Genomic DNA, 22,981 nt, shown 5'->3' with positions numbered 1-22,981 from the left:
AGACCCCAACTACACCCCCAATTATGAAGAGCCACTTAAGTCGGTCACAGGTCAATTCTTGGCTCGACATACTCAGAATTCTCCGCAATATCTGCGCACACCAGGGACGACTTTTTAATCGCACACTGCGACAAGTGAAGCTTCCAGAAGACGCTGAAATTCTCGGAATCAGAGAGTTGTCACCAAAGAAAAACAAGTGTTTCGACCAGCTCACGCTCGTCCAATACCTCACCCGCACGATGGGCCTGGGAGATGGAACCGCCCTTCCCTCAGTCCTCGCAACGTTCCCCGCTACCGACGTCGTCCCCCTGCGAGCGACGGGCACACCCGATAACTGGCAGTCACTCCCCCTGTGGGCGTGCGAGCCGACAACTTGAGACGCCCCACCACTGACATGAGGGCCGTCGCGCTCGCCTTCATCGGCGAGCGCGACGGCCCTTTAGTCAAGGGTTTAGCGGATTGCCTCCATGACGCGCACGCCGTCGAGCACGCTCACGTAGGGCAGGGGGTTCACGCCGGACTCGAGGACGTACTCGGTGAGCTGGTCGCGCACGACCGCGCGCAGCTCGTCGGGGTTCCAGGGCTTGCCGATGTAGTAGTCCAGGCCCGCCTGGTTGACCGCGCGGATCGTGTCGGACTGGTCCGCCTGGCCGGTGACCAGGACCGTGCGGGTCGCGCCGAAACGCTCGTCCTTCATGAGCTCCACGAGGAAGTCCACGCCCGACTTTCCGGGTAGGCGGTGGTCGGACAGCACCAGCGCGAGCTCGTCCCCGTCTTCGACGATCTCGTCGATGACGGCCCACGCGTCGTCAACGTCCTCGGCGACTTCGAGCCGGATCTTGTCCCAGAACTGTTCAAGATCACGCTCGAGTGCGTCGCGCACGTCTGCTTCGTCCTCAAGGGACAGGATTGTCAGGGTCATGATTCCTCCTCGTGTGGTTGGGCGGGCAGCGAGATCCGCATGATCGTGGATCCCGGGTGAGAGTCGATCGTGAGGGTGCCCCCATGATCAGCAATGATGCTTCGGACGATGGACATGCCCATGCCCAGGCCGAATCGGACACGCCCCGCCTTGGTGGTGAAGTGGGGTTCCATAATCTTGTCGACGATTTCCGGATCGATGCCCGGGCCGTTGTCGTGGATGGTGACGCTCACGCCTTCGGGCGTGGGACGCACGGTGATGCGGATGAGGGCCTCGGCCTCGCCGCGGGCGGGCAGCTCGGGTACGCCACCCGAGGCTTCGGCGGCCGCGACCAGGTCGGCGTTCTCGTCCTCGATGGCCTCGGCAGCGTTGACGATGAGGTTCGTCCACACCTGCTGCAGCTTCCCCGGGTGCGCGCACACGGGCGGCACGTCCTCGTAGTCGCAGTCGATGCGGATGCCGCGCACCCTGTGAGCGGTGAGGCGCAGGACATCGTCGATGCCCTCGCGCACGTCCACGGGCTTGAGGTCCTCGGCGTCCGGGCGCGCGTAGCCCTTCAGGGACTGGGTCAGCTCGATGACGCGATCGCCCGCGGCGAGCACCGAGCGCAGGGACCCGCCCAGGCGCGCCCCGGCCTCGTACGCGTCGATGCCGCCCGGGATCTGCGCGAGCGCACGCGCGCCATCCGCGCCCTGGATCCCCGCGCGCACGAGGCGCCGGGCGAGCGTGCGGTCACCGACGACGGGCAGGAGCTCCTTCATGAGGGCGCGCTCGACCGACGTGGAGCGCGGGGGCGCGGTGAGGGCGCGGGCCATCGCCTCCCTCGACGAGGCCGTGGCCGGGGCCGCGAGCGCGGCATCGACGTCCTCGTGCAGGTGCTTGGCTGCGCGCACGAGGGCGGTCACCGGGTTGTTGAGCTCGTGGGCGATGCCGGCGCTCAGCTCGCCAAGCATGGCGAAACGCGCGCGTTCGACCAGCTCGGCGCGGGTGGCACGCAGGTCCTCGAGGGTGGCGGCCAGGGCCTCCTTCTGGGCCTCGAGGTCCTCGGCGAGCATCGCGTTTTGCAGGTGGAGGTCCTCGGCGCGCATGAGGCGGCGCGTCAGCGAGCGGATCGCGAGGGCCGTCAGCGTCGCACCAATCGACGGGTCCTCGGAGATGACGATCTGGAGCTGCTCGGTCGTCAGGCGCACGAGCGTCGCCTCGGTCGCCGTCTCGCCCGTAAAGAACGCGTCCTCCGCGCGGGCCAGCGACACGAGGCCGATGAGCGGGCCAGACGAGGCCAGGTGTGCCAGGACCTCGCCCTGCGGCGAATCCCTGTGCAGCGACACCTGCCCGTCGAGCACCAGGTAGACGGCGCCCACCGGCTCGCCCTGGGTCACCAGCTGTATCCCCTCGGGGACAATCAGCCGAGGCCTCTGGCCGAGCACGCGCTCGACGCCGGCGAGGAGCTCCATGACGACCTCGTGCTCGTCGCGGTCCAGGCCCTCCAGGAGTGGGCCCTGCACGGCGAAAGGCGGCGGATCGGCGATGAGCGAGCGGATCTGCCTGTCCGAATAGCCGCACCCCTGCAGGTAGCGCACCATCGTCGAATACGCCTGGCCCGCCAGCAGCGGCACCGTCCACGGGGACTTCAAGACCGACGCGAGCGCGCAGGACTGCATGCACCGGGCCAGGTCGCGGTGCTCGGACTTATCCGTCACCACCACCCACTGCATGCGCTGCAGCGCCGGGAAGGTCCTCGCACGGTCGATGAGCGCGTCAATATCGCCGACCTCGGAGGTCACCAGGCCCATCAGCACGTGGTCGCCCACATTCAGGCTGGCCTCGTAGCCGGCCAGGTCCTCGATCCCGTCGATGCGGTCCAGGCACAGGCCCGGGAAGGCGTGCGCCAGATCCCTCGTGACGGGCGCGGCAATCGAGCGCGAGTCGTCGCCCACGACCAGCATGTGAATCGGGTAGCCAGCTCGGTGCCCGCCGCTGCGCACATCCGTGCGGGCCAGCACCGAGGCGTCCTCCGCCGCCGGCCCCTGCGTCCACCCGTGGGCCAGCCCCGGCCGGGGGTGCGCCGCCCCCGAACCGACCATGGCCTCGTCCCCGGACACGTCACATCACCCCGATGAATCCCCAGGTCAACGGCGCGATGAAAGCGAGGAGGATGATGCCCACGACGCCCACGACGATGCCGACGATCGCCATCTCGCGGGTCGGGGTCGTGCCGGTCGAGTACGCGATTGCGTTCGGCGGGGTCGAGATCGGCAGGCACATGCCGAGCGAGCAGCCCAGGGCGATGACGATGGCGATCTCGGCGGCGCTCGTGGAGACCGTCGTCGCCAGGCCCATGCCCATGGGGATCAGGAGGTTCGCGGACGCGGAGTGCGAAATGACGTTCGAGGTCACCCAGCCCACGAGGGCAAGCACGAAGATCAGGAGGATACCGGGGATCGAGGCCCACTGGATCGAGCCGAGCATCCACTTGTCGAGGCCCGTAGCGGACACGCCCGAGCCCAGCGCGATACCGCCTGCAACCAGCCACAGGACCGGCCAGTCCAGGGCGCGCAGGTCGTCGCCGCTCATCACCTTCGTCATCAGGAGGACCACGACCGGGAGGAAGCCAACGACGTTGGCGGAAATGTGGTGCAGCGACTCGGTCATCCACAGGAGGATCGTCAGGCCCGCGACCGAGTAGAAGATGATCGCGCTGCGCGACTTCTCGAAGCGCGCCGACGTGTCGATGTCAAACTTGGCGTCGCTGGGGATGTAGCGCCACGCGATGAAGGCCCACGACAGGGCCAGGAGGACCAGCATGAGCGGGACGGCCGCGAGCATCCACTGCAGGAAGGTCACCTTCACACCCGCGTTCTCCAGGGCGCCGAGCGCGATCGCGTTCGGGGGCGTGCCGACCGGCGTGCCCATGCCGCCGACGTTCGCGGCGACCGGGATCGACAGGGCGATACCGGTGCGCGCCTTGCCCTCGGGCAGGGCCATGATGACGGGCATCATGACGGCGAACATCGTCGCCGTGGTCGCCGTGTTCGACATGAACATACTCATGATCGCGGTGATCAGCATGACGCCCATGACGGTCAGGCGCGGCTTGCCCATAAAGGGCTTGAGGAGCACGGCAGACAGGGCGCGGTCCAGCTTGTACTTGGCGGCGCCGTCGGCCACCATGAAGCCGCCCAGGAACAGAATGATGACCGGGTTTGCCAGGGCACCGAAGAACTTCGTGTAGGCCGGGGCACCCTCACCCACGCTCAGCAGCGCGTGGTCCGAAATGAACAGGACCTCCAGGAAAATGACGAGGACCGCCGTACCCGCGAGCGGCACCGCCTCCGTCACCCACAGCAGAATCGCCGCCAGGAAGATGCCGAACATGCGCGTGCCGGCCACATCCAGGCCGGGTAGCTGCACGAACAGGCAGGTCACGATACACGCCAGCGCCGCTACGGCGCCGAATACCTTGACCGGGCTGATCGCCTGCTTTTTCTTGGCAAAGTCTGCCGGTCGCGTGGACATATTCTGAGCGGAGCGCGGATTGATTGACACCGCGCCCTTGGAGCGTCGAGCCATTATGAGAAGACCTCATCGTCTTGCATGGATAGTGTCCGACCAGTGTATGCCAGCACACACAAAAAGGGAAACCGGGGTGGGGCATCCCGATGCCCCACCCCGGCTTAATGACGAGGCGCTGATCGACGCTTGACACCTCTCTCCCGATCACAGACGGCAAGATGCGATAACCGAGTCGCCTACTCCCAGTCACCGAACCGCGCGGGACCGGCTACTCGGCCCCGGCCTCGTCGAGGGCGGTGTGGCCGTCGGCGATCAGGTCCAGGGCTGCGGCCTCCTCGGCGAGGTAGAGAGGGTTCTCGTAGCGCATGTCGATCACGCCGGTACCAAGCTCAATGCGGCTGGTCTTCGCGGCAATAGCAGACAGAAGCGGGTACGGGGTTGCCTGCTGCTGATCGAAATGGTGCACGCGGAAGAAAGCACCGTCTAGGCCAATGTCTTCGGCGCCTACCGCCAAATCGATAGCCTGGTGCAAAGATTCGGATGCGCTGTTCACGCGCGAACCGGGAATTTCGGCCCAGTGCCCAAAAGAAAGAAAACCAAGTTTTTTCTCTGTGCCCGGCTGTGGTTCAAGATTTTGTACCGCAAGTTCGGTTTTCTGAGTGTCTGATGCGTTCATTGTTATGCCTTTCGTATTGCCCTACAAGGGGCATTTCCTCGTGTATGAGCATTCAGCATACAATTATTTACTTTACAGAACAAGCTTTAAATAATATGAGTAAACCCACTTATATAACTACTAGTCAATACGCTTTTCGACATAAAATATATGCGACATATTAGGTAATGATTCATTTATATTTTTTTACGCGCAATACTTACCTCAAGGTAACGAATGTGCATTTCTTCTACCCTTAGTATATCCATACCTCGTTCAAATCTTTTATGTATAAGACCCCGGTAGAAAAACCATATGATTCATTATTTTCTAGGTGCAGGTACTACAGACATTGCTTTTCTGGCTCGGCTCTTCAAGATGCACCTGAATTTTAGGAAATACTCGATATAAGACAGGTCATGACATAATGGCAACGCTCTGTCACAGTGGATCTCGCTGACCATGACGTCACGCACGCGTTACAAAGCCCCACTAGCCTTGAGTTGGCGGTGCAGCGCGGTTTTTTGGGGCCATTGCGCATGGCAAACACTCACGACAACTTCAAACGCAAGGATATTTTCATGAGACGAGGCCTCTCTCGCCGAAACCTGGTGACCGGAACCGCATGGGCTGCGCCGCTTGTGCTGAGCACCGCCGTTATTCCGGCATACGCATCATCATCTGCCGACGACGGCCCCTGCCTAGACCCCGATAAAAGCTACGATATTTTCGCCAAGGATGTGCGCACCGCCGCGCAAAACCGTGCAGCCGGTGAAAAAGGCTACGAAGAAATTGTGGTTCCCGACTACGCCTCGTATATGCGCTTCTACCTGCGCGGCGGCTCGGGCGGTAGTCTGGCGACACGGTACTCGGAAGCCACAGGATATAACAGAACCGGCGGAACCGCAGGCGGTGGTGCTTATATTCAAGGAACCGTCAAGGTAACACCCGGGCAGCGCATCAAATTCTATGTGGGTGCCAGCGGCGTCGGATATTATGACCGCCCCGCCAAAGGCGGCGAAGGGTACGGTAACGGCGGTTCGTCTGCGGCACTGCCCACCGAACTGGGGTCAGATGTACAAGGTAAACTAAACAGCCACAACAATAAAGTTACAGTCTATTCGGGCTCCGGCGGTGGTTCTTCGGCAATCGTCATGGTCGATGCGAAAACTTCCCAAGAAACCGTACTCGCCATCGCTGGAGGCGGCGGAGGCGCAGGCGCACGCGGGCTCACACACGTCGTTACTTACGCGGGAACCTGGATAACAGACGACCCAACTTCTTATGACAACTTTAATCTGCATATTGGTCAGGGAGGTTCTGCTGGCGACGACTACGCGCCCGAGGGGTTGGGGCGCTCGGGAAGAGAACGTTACTACCGGCACTACTCTGCCAAAATTCTGATTCCTTCCGGGTCGAATGGCAGCAACACGGCTGGCGGCTCCGGCGGCGACCTCGGCACCGTCACAGGAGACGAAATGCTGACCTTTTCCTCTACCTCACGAACAGAGATTCATACCGGAAATACCGCAGGTAAACCCGGAGGCTCTGGCCCCAACGGCAACGGGGCTGACGGCGTTGTTGCCTACGGGTATGTGCTCAATACTGCAGGCAACACAAGCGATGACCGCAATGGTATCGGATACATTGTTTCCGGAGGCGGTGGCGCGGGCTACGGTGGAGGCGGATCCGGTTCGGCGGTGGCTGCCGCATCCGAAAATCCCGTGTATATGTATGATGATGCCGCATTCGTGGGCGTTGCCTCGGGAGGAGGAGGCGGCGGCGGAAACTTTGTGTCTCCCGATGTACTCAACCCCTATGTTAATGCTGAAGGCGGGGCAGAATGGCGGGGAGAAATCAGGGACGGCACAATTACGTATTCTTTCTGCCCATCAGATCCGAATAAGCAGCCCGACCCACCTTCCCCCGAAAGCCCAGAATACTGGGCATAGCTAGCGCGGAACTCGTAGCCTCAAGGCACCTGCACCACTGTGGGGCGCTCGCATCCTGTTCAGATGCGAGCGCCCCATAGGTGCATTCTGCCTCAATAATTTTTGGGCGGGCCGCTGCTGTTTTACCTAAGAGCGCAGGTCTGCGGCTGTATAGTGGGTGGATGCGTATTTGGTCTGCCCACCCGTCCCTTCTTGACCGTCGCGCCCTGATCGCGTGCTGGCGTGAGAGCTTGCTTGCGCAGAAAGTGCTGCGCGGGCTCACCCGCGGGTACACGAATCATCCGCAGCTCGTTCGGTTTCGTGCGCATTCACAGCCGGTAGAGGCAATTGGGGCTTATCTGCACGGGCTCGCCGATGAGGCGCAGCTGCGCGGATACTCCTTCAACCGTTCGCTGATCGCCGCTGAGCGGGGTAAGAACCTGGAGCCTATTGCCGTGACCGAGAGCCAGCTTGCCTACGAATTGAGCTTTCTGGCACACAAAGTTGCCGGGCGAGATGTCGATTGGGTGCCTATTCTTACCGAGCGTCTCGCGAAATTCACCCAGGCCGGTAAGCCCGCGGTGCACCCCGTATTCGAGGTAGTCCCCGGCGAAATAGAGGCTTGGGAGAAGACTAAGGAGTTCTAGTCGGAGCGCTTTATGCCGAGGCAGGAACCTCTAGCAGCGGAACCCACAGTTCCATCGTGTAGTCTGCCGCCTGCATATCGCCGCGACCGTACACCTCCAGGCCGCCTAACGGGCGGTACTGCGGATGCGACGGGAAGAACTCACGCTCAAAGCTCTCAAAACCTGCCGGAATAGACCGCGAAATCGGCCCGGTAATCTCAACCACCGCGTAGGTGCTCTCGGGAAGGTCCAGCAGACCCAGCCCAAGTTTATGCGCCGAGGCACGGTCATCGACCAAAATACCAGCCGTGTAGCGCACGAATCCGTCGGTACTGGGTTGGGTGCACACGCCAATGTACTGAGTGACCGCCAGAATATCGAGCATCGCCGGGGATGCCTTCTGATTCAGCTCATCCCACAGCGGCGTGAAATCGTCCCCCAGTTTATACACCTGGGAGACTCCCGCCACCAGCAAAGAGCCGTGTTTCTCAATGCGCGCGGGCGAAACCGTCACGGGCGCCTGTACGGAATCGCTCATGAGATACTCGCGTGGGCGCTCTGGCGGTCCACCGCACATTCGGGCACGCAGCGGCGTTTCGCATCGTCGGTGGCGCATTCGGGGCATAGGAGCACAAGTTCGCGGCAGCTCTCATTCGAGCAGTTCTCAAATTTATTAGACGGTGCCGAGCAACGCTCACACTGGCCAATTGTGACAGTATCCGGGGTGAACTCCATGTGCATGCGCTTATCGAACACGTAGAGCGAGCCCTCCCACAGGGACTTATCGCCGTATTTTTCGCCGTAGCGCACAATACCGCCGTCGATCTGGTAGATCTCTTTAAATCCGCGGTTCTTCATGAGGGCGGAGAGGATTTCGCATCGAATGCCGCCGGTGCAGTAAGTGACGACGGGCTTATCTTTCAGGTCGTCATACTTACCGGATTCGATCTCGCGAATAAAGTCGTGGGTGGTGCGAACATCGGGCACCACAGCGTTCTTGAACTTACCGATTTTAGCCTCGAATGCGTTGCGTCCGTCGAAGAAGACGACTTCATCGCCGCGTTCTTCTACAAGCTTGTTCACCTCTTCGGGTTTGAGATGCACGCCGCCGCCGACCACGCCGTTTTCGTCTACTTTGAGCTCGTCGGGAGCGCCGAACGCCACGATTTCATCGCGCGCTTTGACCGACAGACGGGGGAAGTCTTCGGCACCGCCCTCAGACCATTTGAATTCCATGTTCTTGAAACCGGGGTACTGGCGGGTCTCTTTGGTGTACGCCTTAACCGCGCTGATTTCGCCACCGAGCGTGCCGTTAATGCCGTGTTTGGAAATGAGGATGCGCCCGCGCAAACCGAGCTTCTCGCACAGGGCACGCTGCCAGAGCATGACCGCCACGGGGTCGGTTATGGGGGCAAACTGGTAATACAAGATAATTCGATTCTGAGCCACCCTCCTATTTTACGCTTTCTAGGTACATTATGTGTGCCGTGGCGGCGGCGCTCGTCCCGTAACATGACCGATAATCCCTATTCTCCCGCGGGATGCGCCCACGATGATGGGTGCATGTGGTTTCTTTACCATGAGGTATATCTCGTCGTTTTTCTGCCCCATTGCACCGGCTGATTTCGCCGTTTTCTGGTAGCGAATACCTTCCTGCTGGGGCGAGCGGAACATACCGGGCGCCCTGCGATTGCCAACGCCGGTTTACCGTACCCGAGGTTTTACAATGGTGTGATGCGCCCCGAACCCTCCCCCGACTCCCCGGCTGATGAGCACCCCGGGTTCTCCCCTGCCTCGCGCCCCGATGAGAACCTTCGCGAACAGCTGAGCAGGCTTATGCCCAAGCTCCCCGGCGACGGTTCGCTGCCCCCGCAAATCACCCATGTGCACCGCATTCCCGCACGTGAAGGGCAGTATTCGCCGTGGCCGCACTGGCTGCACCCGCGCGTGATTGAGGCATTCGAGTCGCTGGGCGTGCACGAACCATACACCCACCAGGTGCAGGCGGCACAGGCAGCACATTGCGCCTTCGATGCTGCACTCGCCGAAGACGCGCACCGGCTCTCCTTCGGGCGAGCATCCGGACAGGGGCACGATGAGTCGGGCGCAACGGCGCGGCATGTGATTGTGGCGACCGGGACCGCATCCGGAAAATCGCTGAGTTACCTCATGCCCACATTCGACGCCCTCTACCGCGGGGCGCGCCGTGAACCGCTCAGCGCCACGGCCACTAATGCAGGTTCCACAGGTTTTCATCAGAGAGCGAACGTTCTATATATTTCACCGGCGCGGGCACTCTCAGCCGACCAGCTCAACGCCATCACCGCCTATCATCTTCCCGGGCTCAACGCCGCCACCTATGACGGCGACACCCCGGCGCAGGAGCGGCGGTGGGTGCGCGAACACGCTAATTTTGTGCTCACCACCCCGGATATGCTCAACTACGGAATTCTGGGCAACCACCGGCAATGGGCGAACTTCCTGCGCGGGCTGCGCTATGTGGTGCTTGACGAAGTGCACAGCTACCGCGGCGTGTTCGGCGCGCATATCGCCAATCTGCTGCGCCGCCTGCGCCGAGTCTGCGCGCTCTACCGGGTGAGCCCGGTATTCTATGGGGCATCTGCCACGAGTGCGAACCCTGCCGAGTCTTTCGCCAAGCTCATTGGCGTACCTGAGGGGAACGTTGACGCGATTACCGCATCGACCGCACCGCGTGGAGAATCCACCGTCATCCTATGGGAACCGGAGTTTCTGCCCGATACGCAGGTGACCGATAAACTCGCCGCCGGTGCTAGCGCCTTCGACACCCGTTCCGAGGCGGAAAAGCAGGCGCCGCAGCGTATCTCCGCTATTGAACAGGGTGCTCAGATGCTCACCGACCTGGTACTTTCGCGCACCCGCACGCTTGCCTTCACCCGGTCGCGGCGCGGTGCTGAGCTGATCTCTCAGCGAGCGCAGCGCTACCTTGATGAGACGGAGGCGGGGCTGGCGTATCGGGTGGCGGCGTACCGTTCGGGGTATATGCCCGAGGAACGCCGTGAGCTTGAGCATCGGCTGCGCACCGGCGAACTGCTCGGGCTGGCAAGTACCTCTGCGCTTGAGCTGGGTATCGATATTTCCGGGCTGGATGCGGTGCTCGTGACGGGCTGGCCCGGAACCCGCGCATCCTTTATTCAGCGGATTGGGCGTGCCGGTCGCGGGGGTCAGGATGCGCTCGCTGTGCTTATCGCCGGGGACGATCCGTTGGATACGTACCTGGTACATCATCCGCAGGCGATTTTCGGGCAGAGCGTGGAAGCTACCGTATTCGACCCGACGAACCCGTATGTGCTTTCGCCACATTTGTGCGCTGCCGCGGCGGAGTCGCCGCTGCGTGCCGAGGAGCTTTCGCTGTTCGGCGAGCATACTGAGGCTCTGCTTAACCGGTTGGTGCAGCAGAATTATCTGCGCCGCCGGGCGGATGGCTGGTATTGGACGCACGCGGAGTCGGCGACGAATCTGGTGGATCTGCGTGCCACCGGCGGTGGTCCCTATCAACTGATTGATGCTGAGGACGGTTCGCTGATTGGCACGATGGATTCGGCGCAGGCAATGACTCAGGGACACCCTGGTGCTATCTATATTCACCAGAACGCCCAGTATTTGGTGGAGTCCCTGGATGAAGCGGCGCGCGTTATTCTGCTCTCGCGAGTGTACCCCGACTATTACACGCGGGCGATCGAGGCGACCGAGGTTAAGATTCTGCAGGAAAAGGCGGGTGTGCGGTACGGATTCGACGGCACCCAGCCCGGTGCTGCTGGTCTGACGATGCATCGCGGGCGGGTTCAGGTGACCGATCAGGTTATGGGCTTTCAACGGTTCTCGGTGTACGGCAGTGAGTACCTGGGCGATGAGCCGATGGAGATGCCGCCGAGCATCCTGATGACCGAGGCTATCTGGTTTACCTTCGAGCCAAGTTACCTGTTTGCCGCCGGTGTGACCGAACCCGATGCACCCGGCACCCTGCACGCCGCAGAACACGCCGCCATCGGTCTGCTACCGCTGATTGCGACCTGCGACCGCTGGGATTTAGGCGGACTCTCCACCCTGTACCACGCCGATACGGAACGCCCCACCATCTTCGTGTACGATGCAGCACCCGGCGGAGCAGGCTTTACCCAGCGCGGGTTTGAGGCGGTTCGCACCTGGCTGGGCGCAACCCTGGACGCTATTGATTCCTGCGGATGCGAGAGCGGCTGCCCCTCCTGCGTACAGTCCCCCAAATGCGGCAACCGCAACGAACCGCTCTCCAAGGCGGGCGCACAAAACCTACTGCGGGTAATGCTGCACTCACTCGATGACGCAGAACGGGACATGCTGTAAGGCTAGAGCATTCCACGAGGTCTGACTAACACCTCCTATCGATCTCATCAGCCGGATTTTATGGGCTTTTCGGTTCTTCAGCAGATCGGTCAGAGGGAGCGTTTTCGGGAATCTCGTCGCCGGATAATCCCTCATCGGGTGCACCCGCCCCAGAGTCCGGATGCGGTGCCCCGGCACGCGATGTACCTTGCGCATCGCCGAGGAAAGCAAACGGTCCGTGCACGGCAGAGTTCACCCGAATATCCACGGTTTCGGGGCGGTCCGCGAGGGCGCACCCCACCAGATTGGCGTTATTATCACGGGCTACCTGGGCGGCAACTTCGCAAGGATCCCCAGGGGTGATGCCGCGCAGCGCATCCGCCGCGGCGAGCGCCGCAAGGTCTGCCGCCTGCGCCGCCCGCCGATTCGCCATGCTTACCCCCGCAAAACCGATGATGACGGTTGCCAGGATCAGCAGGGCGGCGATAATGCCTACCGCGAGTACGGTGCCGCTCCCCTCCTCCGGGTTTTCGGTCGGCTGCGGTCGGTCAGCCGCCTCGCGCCGCGGTTTGGCAAACGGCGGCACGCATGCATTCCAGATGAAACCAGGCGTGACCATGTTTATTCGCCGCCAACTGTCGTGGCGTTATCCGAGCTGCCCTCAACCCGTGCGGTCGCGGTGGCCTGCAGCCTCCAGCCGGTTACCGAGCCGATAACCCCCGGTGCCGCACGCTCCACCTGAACCCGCACCTGCCGCGCCCCCGATGTTTCTTCCACGGTCTGCACCTGCAGGTTAATGCTGGGGTCTATCCGTGAAACTTCATGCTGCACGGCGGCGAGGTTATCTCCCCGAGCGAAGGCACGCGCCGCGACTCGCGAGGATTCTTCGAGTCGCGACTGGGCTATTCCCACCGCTGCCGCTGAGAGACAGATCGCAAGCACCGCGATCACGGCGGGCAGAGCGACCGCGAATTCGGCAGTCACGGCGCCCTCATCACGTGCACGTAACCGCCAGGCGCGCATCATGCGGTGTATAAGCCTCATAGACGTTCCTTTCGTCGGGTTTGGGCAACTCTCGCGGTTTTCACGGGTAGTACCGGGTTTAGAAAAGCCCAAAGGTCAGCCCAGAACCGCCCGTTGCAAGGGCATTCTTGACCATATCTACGAGCATGCCGCGAATCTCGTCGGACTTGAGAATGGCGACCAGCAGACCGGCAAAACCTACGGCGGCGAGCATTACGATGCCGTATTCGGCGGTGCTGGCGCCCTCCTCCGGGTCGTTTTCGTTCGCGTATTCAGCCTCGTCGGTGGGTGAGGTCATCTCGTGCAGTTCGGCGGCTTCATCCGTGCGAATTCCCGCGAAGAGTTCCTCGTGTTCGCTCAGGGAACGGCATTCTGCGGCGCATTTATCGAGGGTGCAGCCGGCGGCGAGCGCCTGCGCTAGTTGTTGGGCAAGATGCGGTTCAAGCTGCTGCAGGTATATGTTCGTGTATTCGTCGAGTGCCTGCCCTAAAAGTACGGGGTTCTCTTCCGTGCGGGCATAGGCCTCAAGGCATTCCTGAGTGCTCCGGTGCGTGGTGTGCAGAGCGGGAGCAGAGTGTACAACAGTCATTGTTGTTTCCTTTCATATAGTGTTGTTTGATAATTTTTGTGGGTAGATTTGGTGCAACGTGCCTCGGGGCGAAGCTCACCGGGTTCAGGCCAGCAGCCCCGGAAGAAGCGAGATCACAATCGGTATGATTCCGCAGCAGATAAAGGCCGGAAGCGAGCACAGCCCCAACGGCAGAACCAGTGCAACGGCGAGCTTTGCGGATGCGCGCTCTGCCGCCCGGCGCTCTTCAAGCCGATATGTTGCCGCGCAGTGCCGCAGCAGTGCCGAGCTGGGTGTTCCCGCCGAATACGCCGGTGCCAGGATCCGAGCCAATTCCCGCAAGAGTGGATGGTCGTAACCGTCCCAGGCGGCCTGCCAATCGGCGCTTACCGTCAGGGTCAAGGTGATGTGCTCAAGCGCATCACTTATTGCCCGTTCTTCATGCGCGAGTGCCCGGCCAAGAGCCTGTAAGGCACCGGTCAGGCCGAGCCCCGCACGCAATTGTGCGGCAAGAAGCTCAAGCATCAGTGCCGGATCCAGCGGCTCAGTCTCTGCAGAACCGCTAAACCCTGCCAGTTCTTTCTGCGGTTTCTTTTCTCTTCGGCGCCGCCTAGTTCCTTGAGCGCGGGCATTCTTCTGCGCGGGTTCCTCGGCCAGCACGGAGCTGCGTTCGGCCCGGTGCACAAGCCGAGCCGTCCAGCGCCTCCCAAGAAGCGCCAGCGTAATGCCCAAAAAACCAGTCAGCAGACCAGCCAGCGAACCAGTCAGCGCGCCGACGGGATCCGTTCCCATCAGCCAGCCCATCACCAACCCGATAAACGGCAGCCACGACAGTATCTTGCCGGTCGTTTTCGGTCCCGTCAGCGCACTTTCTCGCCCAAGAAGAGCATCCAGGTGTTCTTCGGCGTGTTCGGCTGCAGCCCGTAGGGTCTGCGCCAGAGGTGCGCCGGTGGTTTCGTTCATGCGTAAGCACAGGCCGAGTTCGCGGATGCGCTCCCGGCTGTGTGCTCGCCGCGCGCTAAGGGCGCCCAGGGTTGTTCCCGCCGCGAAACCAAGCTGTTCTTCACGGGCCAAAATGTCTAATAGCTCGTCAATATCGTCTTGAGTTTGCCGGTATGCCCGCTCGCGTCTGCTGCCCGTCAGCCGGTGCAGCGCCCGGCGAAAGAGCGAGGACTTTTCGGGTCCGTTCCCATCAGCGTTCCCCGTTTCCCGAATTTGTGCTGCGGAACCGTGAACCGTAAAGCCGTCAGCGCCAGGCGGATGCCGGGTACGGTTTTCAGCCGTTGCTTCGCGCAGGCTCAGGCCCGCATCCAGGGTTGCAGATATACCGCGCAACGCTTGCGGCCATAGACGCATCTCGGTTGAGGTTGGTGGAGTCGACGGGATAAGCCTTTGAAACCGTGTCTTTAGCCGAGGCTGTGTTGTGGCGGGCAGATACTCGCCAAATGCCATGCTGTCGCCTGCGTTTTTACGCGCCTTTCTCTGAGACGAACCGGCGGCGCGTGTCTTATGATGCACCATCAGGCTCATAGTTCCTCTCCTTCCTGGCTACTACGGTCGGTTTGTTCCCGTGGTGCGGTTGTGTAGGGCGGAACATCAGAATCGGTGCGAACCCCCGGGTCGTATCCGTAGGTACATGCGGTTGGTGTAGTCGACGTTTCGGGGGTTGCACCGCGGTGTTCGTGTGCGGGCTGCGCGGCTGTCGGGTACGGCTGGACAGCGTGCCTATCCGGTGAAATAGCGTCCGTGGGAGGGTTCAGCGGTAAGTTTTCCCCGTTACCCTCAGGTAGGGTGCCGCCCGCCGAATTGTCTGCCGTTGGGCCTTCGCCCGGCAAGAGTTCACCCGCAGGCTCAGACCCGCACGGCGTTACCACCAGCGCATCCTGGCGCAGGTCAAGCCGGTAAATTCCAGCGATCCGCCGCACGCCCTGCACCTGTTCCAGGTGAATAATGCGGTCAAATGCGGTAGAAGCGTGCAGGGCAACGGTGCGTTCATCCAAACCGGCGAGCGCACCCAGCGCGGCAAGACGATGCGGCACAGCGAATGCGGAATTCGCATGCAGCGTTGTGCCTGCACCCTGGTGCCCGGTGTTCATGGCGTTAAGCAGGTGCAGGATTTCAGAGCCGCGACACTCCCCCACCATAAGCCGATCGGGTGCCATACGCAGAGCTTGCACCAGCAGGTCTCCCAGCGTGATCTCTCCGGCGCCTTCGGCGTTCGCGGCACGGGTTTTGAGGCTCACTGTATGCGGATGCTGTGGGCTCAGTTCCGGGGTATCTTCCAGGATCATGAGGCGTTCCCAGGCTTCGCATTCGCCCAAAAGCGCGTTGAGAAGCGTGGTTTTTCCGGTACCGGTTCCCCCGCTGACGACAAAGTTCTGCCGCCGCGCAATCATGGTGCGCAGGGCTTGCTCGGTCGCCGCATCAAACATGCCGCTTTCGCGGAGCGCGGTAAGTGTCAAACAGCTTTGGGCGGGCAGACGAATAGACAGGTGTGTGTTCTCGACCAGCGGCGGAATGACCGCGTGAATACGCCGACCGGAGTCGTCGTGCACGTCGTCTGCCGGATGCGCCGCATCGAGCCTGCCGCCGTGCGCCCTAATGAGACGGTTGGCGAGTTGGCGTACCTGCGCCTCGGTCTCGAAGGTGAGGGTTACCGGTTGGGTTTGTCCGTGCGCCTGAACCCACACATCCTGCGGGGAATTCACGTAAATATCGGTGATTCCGGGAATATGTGTGAGGGTTTCAAGCGCACCCAGACCGTAAAGTTCGGCGTGCAGGCAGGACAGCGCACGCGATACGATGTCGGGCTCGTGCTCGACGGGAAACTCGTGGTTGTCATCTCCGTACATGTCATCTTCACAGGCCTGCTGCACCGCCAACGTTAGGTCTTTACTCGACCACAATCGGGGATTTTCGCCTGCTGCCGAAGCATCGGGTGAAGCCTGATTGGTCTTGGCGTGCGGGCTGGGTGGGCGCGCCAGCAGGTAGGTGAGAGCATGCCGGGCGATGCGCCGCGCGCGGTGATCCTCAAACACCGGAATAGGCGTGAGCCCCAGGCGTTCTCTCGTCTCGACTGAAAAGTCGGGTGCCATCAGCTCTTGAGGCGGCATGCAGGTGCCAACAATCGAGAGGGTTTCGGGTGGGGCATAGTTTCCGCAGGCGACGAAGTCTGTTTGCTCGGGGGCAACATCGGTGCCTGCTGTCTCAGCGCTGCCCGATCTATAAGCGCTGTCGGTGCCGCGAGAGAACGCCCGGAAAACGCCGTGTTCTGCCGTTTGGGTGCGAAATACTGCCTGAGGTGAAGGAGGTAAAGCTGCCATACCCCTATTTCACAGGTTTTCGCGCATGCGCACGGCAGCCGAGCCGCAGGCTGTGGATAACTTCGCCCTATGGGACACTTTTACGGGGTATCCACAGGGCAGGAGGACGATCCCACACCGATTGTCTGCTCACCGACTGCACAAACCACGCTTTTATGTCGCGCTATAACGCACCGCGCTAACCGTGCCGCTTTGCGCCCGAACCACTAGGAAGGGTTCTTATCGCCTCACCCTACTGCCTTGTCTTCACGAGACGGTTCATGTACCGGGTTATATGCAGAAACACCGATGATTCCCACCCAGCACAGGATGAGTCCGCCGATCGCGGCGGCAGACATGAACGAGAAGGTCAGCAGCAGAGAGGCGGAGAGAGCTACCGGCAGCATCAACCCAACTCCGTAGAGGGGAGCCCCCAAAGCACCACCGGCGTTCCTGGCGAATTGAACAAACCCACTTGTCACAGCCTCGCTCCCGCCACTGATCGCATCCTGGAGCCTCACGAAGATCGCGGGCATACCAATGCCAACACCGATACCCACAAGTGCACCTCCCACAGTCAGCGACCAGATATGAGGCACCAGGCACGTCAGAACACCGATAGTCGCCGTCAGCCACCCGATCACCTCTGTGCGCGCATGATGCGCGCGCAGTCCGCCGATTGCGGAACCGATGCCGCTTCCCGCCACCAGAGGCAGTACCAACCACCCTAAAGTCGCGACATCCATATGCAGCGTATGGGCCATTGACATGGGCAGATAGACGGCGGCACCGAAGGCAAGGCTCGACAAACCCGCCGTGCTGATCAGTCCTCGCACGAATACCGGCTCAGCCAGTACAGACCGGAGGCTTCGCGCTTTATCGGGTTCACTCGGCAACCGGCTTCCGGGGAGGCTCAACGAGAGGGCAAGAGCCACGACAGAGAGAATAGCAGGACTTGCGAACGCCACACGCCAGCCGAGAACTGAGGTCAGCCAGCCCCCGAGGGGCGCCCCGATCAGTGTCGCGACAACCTGCATTGAGCCCAGCAGACCGATAATCCTGCCAAGACGTTTATCACGCCAGTACCGGGTCACAGCAGCCATACTCGCAGGCACGATAATGCCAGCGCCAAGCCCCTGAAACACCCTGAACATAATGAGCTGCACCATCGACTGAGACTGCGAAGTCAACACTGTAGCCGCTGCATACAGCAGGGTACCCACAACATAAACCTTCCGCGGTCCTTGGCGGTCGGCCCAGCGACCGCTGTTCAGAAGCACAGCGGTGGACGCTAACATGTAGGCGCCCACAACCCACCCCACGGTGCTGTGACCGGCAAGCTCGGAGGCGATCGTCGGCAAACTGACCGTGATAAAATTCTGCATCAGCGTAGCCGAAGCAGCCCCAATGAGCACGGCTGCCAGACACCAGTGACGACGACTCATCTGCCCTCACTCACTTTCGACCGGTGTAACCAGTCCTGTGTTCCCATCAACCCGAATCGTCTGGCCCGACGTAATATCCTGCGTACCGGACTGAGTGCCAAGCACAGCAGGAATCCCGACCTCGCGCGCGACGATGGCCGCGTGAGAAAGCGGACCTCCGGTATCAGCCACCACGGCGGCAGCCACATTGAACAGCGGGGTCCAGGTTGGATCTGTGTACCGGCACACGAGCACTTCGCCCGGTTCCAACAGCCCGAACTCTTCCGGCCCATGGATAACCCGTGCCGTGCCCATCGTCACCCCGGGGCTCGCGCCAACCCCTTTGATGCCGTCCGTCTCGGATTGGCGATTCCCCCGGTCCCACCACAGAGTCTCAGCGGTTGTGCGCTTCTGCTTTCGGCGCGAAATCTTCTGCTGAAGATCGGAGGATGGGTCTTCTGCAAGCAGCGCAGATTCCACCTCGTCAAACAGCGCATAGGTTACGTCTGAGGGATTCGCCAAGATGCCGCGTTCAACGAGTCGATGTGCGATCTCGTCCATGACCCTACGAGCCTCAACAAACCATTCTTCGATGAGGTACAGAGAGCCTTCACGTGCGACATGCAGAGCCCGCAACGCGGTGACCGTCTTATCCCAACGTTTATGCAGGAACCGTGGCAGCCGGCTACGCACAAGCTGACGTTTATCGGCCCGATCCGCATCCATGGTGTGCCTGCCACGAATACCGGCGGCAATCAGTGTGAAAAATGATTCGGGGTTCTCGCCCCAAGACCTGCTTGAATAGGGCAGGTACATGCGCGGTGTGCGCGCCCCAATCCGCGACAGCGTCTGCTGAACCTCTTCGAGAAACGTCGGCCCGTTGGCGTGCTTCGAGAGAGATTCAACCGGGTTATCCGTTTCCACGAGAACGTCGTCGAGAGCAAGATCGCGGGCACGCTCGCAGAGACGCGAAATCTCGCGGTCGATATGTGCCGTCACAAAATCAAGGTTCGCGAATAAATCCTCGGTGGTGACGCTCGGACCGAGCCGCGCAATCTTCATCATCACATCCGCCTCGGCACGTTTAAACATCAACGGCATGAGGTAGCGCGAGAAGCGAGCACGCGTAAGCTCAGCCGCCGCGTCGACCGCCCGGTGACTTCGCGCAATCAGATCCCGGTCGGTGATATTCTCAAGCGCCCGGTTATCCGCTTGGAATGCTTCAAGTTCATGTTTCCAATCCAGCGAGTCTGCGTCCCAGTCGGGGTTAGCCGCCGAAAAAGCTTGTCGGATCGTGCGCGGCAAGTGCGTTACGATGCGGGGCGAAACACGCGGCCACGTTGCGTGAACGCTCGCAATCCCGTCATCGCTGATGCGGATAACACGATTAGCCGGTGCTGTATCCACGCCAAAAGAACCGAGAACTTGCTGAACTTCCTGCTGTACCTTGCGCACGGGCATGATGTCTAAGGGATACGGTGCGGGATAATGCTCGATCAGGTCATCACGCATCATCTGCAGAATCTTTGACTGTGCAGGACCGTGTCCCGGGTCGGTGCTTGACAGATTCGATAAAGATGTAATCGGTCGAGTCTGCAAGAGGTAGAGCTCATCGCCGCATATGCCCCACTCGATATCTTGGGGTGCGTTGTAATAGGCGGATACCTGCCGCCCGAGAGCGTGGAGCCGTCGAAGATCGGAGTCTGACAGGCACGAAGCCGCGCGATCATTCGGTGGAACCGGGCTTCTCTTAGTCCCGCCAGTGTGGTCGAGGTCGATGCGCGTTTCTTTATCCCCGATGATCGTCTCGACGGCGTGCCCCCGCGAGTCCAGCGTAAATGTATCCGGGTTGACGTGGGCGGCGACGACAGACTCGCCAAGACCGTAGGAGGCACTGACGAGCATCCGTTCCGTCATGCCAGAGATAGGATCTGCCGTAAATAAGACGCCCGCCACGTCTGCAGCAACCATTTCCTGCACCACCACGGCAAGTTCCGCCGATTCGTGGGAGAACCCGGCTTCTGTGCGGTATGCCACCGCCCGATCCGTCCAGAGGGACGCCCAACACCGCCTTAGGGCATCGACAACAGACTCTTCTCCCTGCACGCCGAGATAGGTATCCTGCTGCCCCGCGAAACTCGCGCTGTCCAGGTCTTCCGTTGTCGCTGATGAACGTACCGCCACAATCGGCGATCCCAGCGCCCGATAAGCCTCGACAACGGCATTTCGCACGGCACACGGGACTTCCTGCTTCAAGATCAGCTCTCGTGCACCGTGAGAGTTCGTACCGGTTGCCTCATGAATAATATCTTCAGCAATCGGTGCAACGGCTGCTCTATAGGCGTCTGTTGTCACGCAAAATCCTGACGGCACGTTCAGACCGGCGCGATGCATCGTTATAAGGTTGGCACCCTTGCCGCCAACGCTGGCTACCTGGGCGTCCCCTGAAGGATGACCTCGCCGGAACCAGGATATGAACGCGGTCGTCTCTTGTTCGTGTGGGGTAGTCATCGCCCGATCACCGCCTTAATTGTGCTTCGTGTCGCTTGTTGTCCTGTCTCAACGGCAAAGCGTTTCTCTGTTCTTTTAGAATATCTGTCGCGGCGGGGTTTGGACATAGATTGCTGTCATCGAATTCGCCCTGACATGCAGGTTCACGCATAACCGTCTTCGCATATTCGGGGTTCTCTCACCGATAATAGGAGTGTGTACATTCTCGTTGTTCCCCTCGATGCGCCCACCGGCGGTTCGGTCATTCCGCTGTATGCGCATCCCGCGCGTGCCCACACGGTCACGGGAACATCGGGGCATGGTTCCCCATCCTCCCCCGCTTTTTGGGGAGTTTTTCACGTCGAATCTCTCGCCCCGGCGCAACTGACCGGCACGCATACGAAGCTCAATATTCTGCGCGCCGACCGCGTGAGTACTGGGAATCTGCCCGCCTATGTGCGCGAAGTCGAACGCCGCTCTGACCCGCGCATTAACCCCGAGTCGAAGCAACCGCACGCACGCTGGATATGGGCTGACACTCGCACAATTGCACCTATTCTGCTGCGCAAAGGGGTGCGGGTTCAGCTGTGCCACGATATGCGCCTGGTACAGCGAATTCTGCGCACCGCAAGCACTCACCCGAGCGGGCATGTTCGTTATGAACCCGTTCTCGACCTGGCGCAGGATACTGTCGAAAAACCTGCGGGTAAGCTGCCCGTCGCACGCCAAATTGCCGGTCAGGGCGAGCTTTTCGGGGACGACTTTTTGACGGCGGCGGAAGAAAATACTGTATCTGGTCATGAGGCGGCGCCCCCAACACTGACATCGGCAGATACCGAGCTGGTGCACCGGCATCTCGACGAATTTACCGCGCAGCTGCGGGCGATCGCCACCGGTTCGCACCCTGAAAGGCTGCGGTTATTGGCGGCGGCGGAATCGGCAGGGTCCCTGGTTGCGGCAGAAATCGAATACTACGGAATTCCTTTTGACACCGCCGCGCATGACGCACATTTGACTGAGATTTTGGGCCCGCGCCCGCCCGAAGGCGAGCATCCCGCCAAGTTGATGGAGCTTGCCGAGCAGATTCGCGCCGACCTTTTCGCGCCCCATCTGAACCCGGATTCCCCGCAGGAACTTTTACGCGCACTTCACGCCGCCGGGGTGAACGTGCCCAGTACCCGATCCTATGTGCTCAAGGGCTGGGCTGACGAGACTGCCACGCAGCGGGAACGGCGGTGGGCACTCATCGAGCCCATTCTCAGGTACAAGAAGTTGTACCGTATCTTTACAGCAAACGGGTGGTCTTGGGCGGATTCCTGGGTGCGCAATGGTCGTTTTCGCCCGCATCTTGAAGTTGGAGGCGCCGCGACCGGGCGGTGGGGCGCATCCGGCGGCGGGGCTCTGCAGCTTCCCGCCGAAATCCGTTCGGCAATTCTAGCCCCCGAAGGCGAGGTTTTTCTCGTTTCTGACGGTTCGCAGATTGAGCCGCGCATCCTGGCGGCACTCAGCCACGACGAGGCGCTGGCATCGGCGGGCCGCGGCACCGATATGTATGCGGGAATCGCCGAACTCGCCCGGCTTGAGGGCGTGGCGCTCACCGAACGCGCACAGGCTAAGGTGGGGCTTCTCGCCATTATGTACGGCGGGCGCAGCGGAGAGATTGGGGCGCTGCTGCCGCATGTCGCCAAGCTTTTTCCGCGTGCGATGGAGTTTACGGAACGTGCGGCGCGCATCGGCGAGGTGGGCGGGCAGGTCACCACCTTTTTGGGGCGCACCTCACCCGCGCCAGATGAACGTTTCAAACGGACGGTCGCAGACCGTTCTACCCCGGCGGCGGAGTCGCGTGCTGTCTCCCTTTCTCGCTCTTACGGGCGTATGACCCGCAACTTTGTGGTGCAGGGAACGGCTGCGGAATGGGCGCTGTGCTGGATGGGCAGGGTGCGTTCGCGTCTGCTGACCGAGACGGTTTTCGGCATGCCTATGCGCACCAAAATTGTCTATTTTCTGCACGATGAGCTGCTGCTGTGCGGCCCCAAGCTTGAGGCGGAGCGTATCGAGAGGATTCTGCGGGAGTCTGCTGCAGAGGCGGCGCGCCTGCTTTTCGGGACGGTGCCGGTGGAATTCCCGGTCTCAGTGACGGTCACAACCAACTATGCCGAAGGTAAATAGGTCCACGCCGCCTACGC

At 61.2% G+C, this 22,981-nt stretch carries 18 protein-coding genes and 2 pseudogenes; 6 read left to right on the top strand and 14 right to left on the bottom strand.

Annotated features, from left to right (window positions below):
* Window positions 1-23: 23 nt before the first annotated feature.
* Window positions 24-110: pseudogene (locus tag HMPREF2804_RS11480) on the top strand (hypothetical protein); the annotation flags it as partial.
* Between the two features lie 66 nt (window positions 111-176).
* Window positions 177-377: a hypothetical protein gene (locus HMPREF2804_RS11385; RefSeq protein WP_246824280.1), complete on the top strand. Its 201-nt coding sequence runs from the start codon at window positions 177-179 to the stop codon at window positions 375-377.
* A 74-nt stretch (window positions 378-451) separates the two neighbouring features.
* Here the strand turns inward: HMPREF2804_RS11385 and HMPREF2804_RS10295 are convergent, their stop codons facing one another.
* From HMPREF2804_RS10295 to HMPREF2804_RS10280, 4 genes and pseudogenes are all read right to left on the bottom strand, one after another.
* Entirely contained in the window at window positions 452-922 is a 471-nt protein-coding gene (locus HMPREF2804_RS10295; RefSeq protein ID WP_007588139.1) for a response regulator, read from the bottom strand.
* Window positions 919-2,925: a sensor histidine kinase gene (locus tag HMPREF2804_RS10290; RefSeq protein WP_210399324.1), complete on the bottom strand. Its 2,007-nt coding sequence runs from the start codon at window positions 2,923-2,925 to the stop codon at window positions 919-921. The genes HMPREF2804_RS10295 and HMPREF2804_RS10290 overlap by 4 nt, the downstream gene beginning before the upstream one ends.
* A 100-nt stretch (window positions 2,926-3,025) precedes the next feature.
* Complete coding sequence (locus tag HMPREF2804_RS10285; protein ID WP_210399323.1) at window positions 3,026-4,492, bottom strand: SLC13 family permease; 1,467 nt, start codon at window positions 4,490-4,492, stop codon at window positions 3,026-3,028.
* Between the two features lie 250 nt (window positions 4,493-4,742).
* A pseudogene (locus HMPREF2804_RS10280) lies at window positions 4,743-5,111 on the bottom strand (LLM class flavin-dependent oxidoreductase); the annotation flags it as partial.
* A gap of 560 nt (window positions 5,112-5,671) precedes the next feature.
* Here HMPREF2804_RS10280 and HMPREF2804_RS10275 point away from each other — a divergent pair.
* Window positions 5,672-7,042, top strand: a complete 1,371-nt coding sequence (locus tag HMPREF2804_RS10275) for a hypothetical protein (protein ID WP_246824278.1) — start codon at window positions 5,672-5,674, stop codon at window positions 7,040-7,042.
* A gap of 161 nt (window positions 7,043-7,203) precedes the next feature.
* Window positions 7,204-7,668 carry a pyrimidine dimer DNA glycosylase/endonuclease V gene (locus HMPREF2804_RS10270; protein WP_070449799.1) on the top strand — a complete coding sequence of 155 codons (465 nt, stop codon included), beginning with the start codon at window positions 7,204-7,206 and terminating at the stop codon, window positions 7,666-7,668.
* Window positions 7,669-7,678: 10 nt separating this feature from the next.
* Here the strand turns inward: HMPREF2804_RS10270 and HMPREF2804_RS10265 are convergent, their stop codons facing one another.
* Genes HMPREF2804_RS10265 through HMPREF2804_RS10875 form a run of 3 tightly spaced genes read right to left on the bottom strand, consistent with a single transcriptional unit; the run spans window position 7,679 to window position 9,321 of the window.
* Complete coding sequence (locus HMPREF2804_RS10265) at window positions 7,679-8,185, bottom strand: GyrI-like domain-containing protein (RefSeq protein ID WP_070449791.1); 507 nt, start codon at window positions 8,183-8,185, stop codon at window positions 7,679-7,681.
* Entirely contained in the window at window positions 8,182-9,096 is a 915-nt protein-coding gene (locus HMPREF2804_RS10260; RefSeq protein ID WP_070449788.1) for an oxygen-dependent tRNA uridine(34) hydroxylase TrhO, read from the bottom strand. Before HMPREF2804_RS10260 ends, HMPREF2804_RS10265 begins: the two co-directional genes overlap by 4 nt.
* 27 nt (window positions 9,097-9,123) lie before the next feature.
* A complete protein-coding gene (locus HMPREF2804_RS10875; protein WP_246824276.1) occupies window positions 9,124-9,321 on the bottom strand; it encodes a hypothetical protein in 198 nt (65 codons plus the stop codon).
* A gap of 162 nt (window positions 9,322-9,483) precedes the next feature.
* Here HMPREF2804_RS10875 and HMPREF2804_RS10255 point away from each other — a divergent pair, with 162 nt between their 5' ends.
* Window positions 9,484-12,009, top strand: coding sequence for a DEAD/DEAH box helicase (locus HMPREF2804_RS10255; RefSeq protein ID WP_070628269.1), 2,526 nt, complete (start codon window positions 9,484-9,486; stop codon window positions 12,007-12,009).
* Window positions 12,010-12,067: 58 nt separating this feature from the next.
* On the opposite strand, the gene HMPREF2804_RS10250 is transcribed toward HMPREF2804_RS10255, so the two are convergent.
* The 7 genes from HMPREF2804_RS10250 to HMPREF2804_RS10220 form a co-directional block, all read right to left on the bottom strand.
* A complete protein-coding gene (locus tag HMPREF2804_RS10250) occupies window positions 12,068-12,607 on the bottom strand; it encodes an Rv3654c family TadE-like protein (protein WP_070628254.1) in 540 nt (179 codons plus the stop codon).
* 2 nt (window positions 12,608-12,609) lie between these two features.
* Window positions 12,610-13,032, bottom strand: a complete 423-nt coding sequence (locus HMPREF2804_RS10245) for a TadE/TadG family type IV pilus assembly protein (protein WP_070628252.1) — start codon at window positions 13,030-13,032, stop codon at window positions 12,610-12,612.
* Window positions 13,033-13,090: 58 nt separating this feature from the next.
* A complete protein-coding gene (locus HMPREF2804_RS10240) occupies window positions 13,091-13,600 on the bottom strand; it encodes a DUF4244 domain-containing protein (RefSeq protein ID WP_070628250.1) in 510 nt (169 codons plus the stop codon).
* Window positions 13,601-13,684: 84 nt separating this feature from the next.
* Entirely contained in the window at window positions 13,685-15,109 is a 1,425-nt protein-coding gene (locus HMPREF2804_RS10235; RefSeq protein ID WP_070628247.1) for a type II secretion system F family protein, read from the bottom strand.
* Complete coding sequence (locus tag HMPREF2804_RS10230) at window positions 15,106-16,902, bottom strand: TadA family conjugal transfer-associated ATPase (RefSeq protein WP_246824275.1); 1,797 nt, start codon at window positions 16,900-16,902, stop codon at window positions 15,106-15,108. Before HMPREF2804_RS10230 ends, HMPREF2804_RS10235 begins: the two co-directional genes overlap by 4 nt.
* 227 nt (window positions 16,903-17,129) lie before the next feature.
* Entirely contained in the window at window positions 17,130-18,326 is a 1,197-nt protein-coding gene (locus tag HMPREF2804_RS10225; protein ID WP_070628245.1) for an MFS transporter, read from the bottom strand.
* Window positions 18,327-18,332: 6 nt separating this feature from the next.
* Window positions 18,333-20,816: a PEP/pyruvate-binding domain-containing protein gene (locus HMPREF2804_RS10220; RefSeq protein ID WP_048751216.1), complete on the bottom strand. Its 2,484-nt coding sequence runs from the start codon at window positions 20,814-20,816 to the stop codon at window positions 18,333-18,335.
* 195 nt (window positions 20,817-21,011) lie between these two features.
* Here HMPREF2804_RS10220 and HMPREF2804_RS10215 point away from each other — a divergent pair, with 195 nt between their 5' ends.
* Window positions 21,012-22,964, top strand: a complete 1,953-nt coding sequence (locus tag HMPREF2804_RS10215; protein WP_083308379.1) for a bifunctional 3'-5' exonuclease/DNA polymerase — start codon at window positions 21,012-21,014, stop codon at window positions 22,962-22,964.
* The last annotated feature ends 17 nt before the right edge of the window (window positions 22,965-22,981 follow it).

Source organism: Rothia sp. HMSC065G12, from assembly GCF_001811455.1.
Lineage (GTDB): Bacteria > Actinomycetota > Actinomycetes > Actinomycetales > Micrococcaceae > Rothia > Rothia dentocariosa.
Note: the sequence above shows the minus strand (reverse complement) of the source record. Positions and strands in the feature narration are given on the sequence as shown.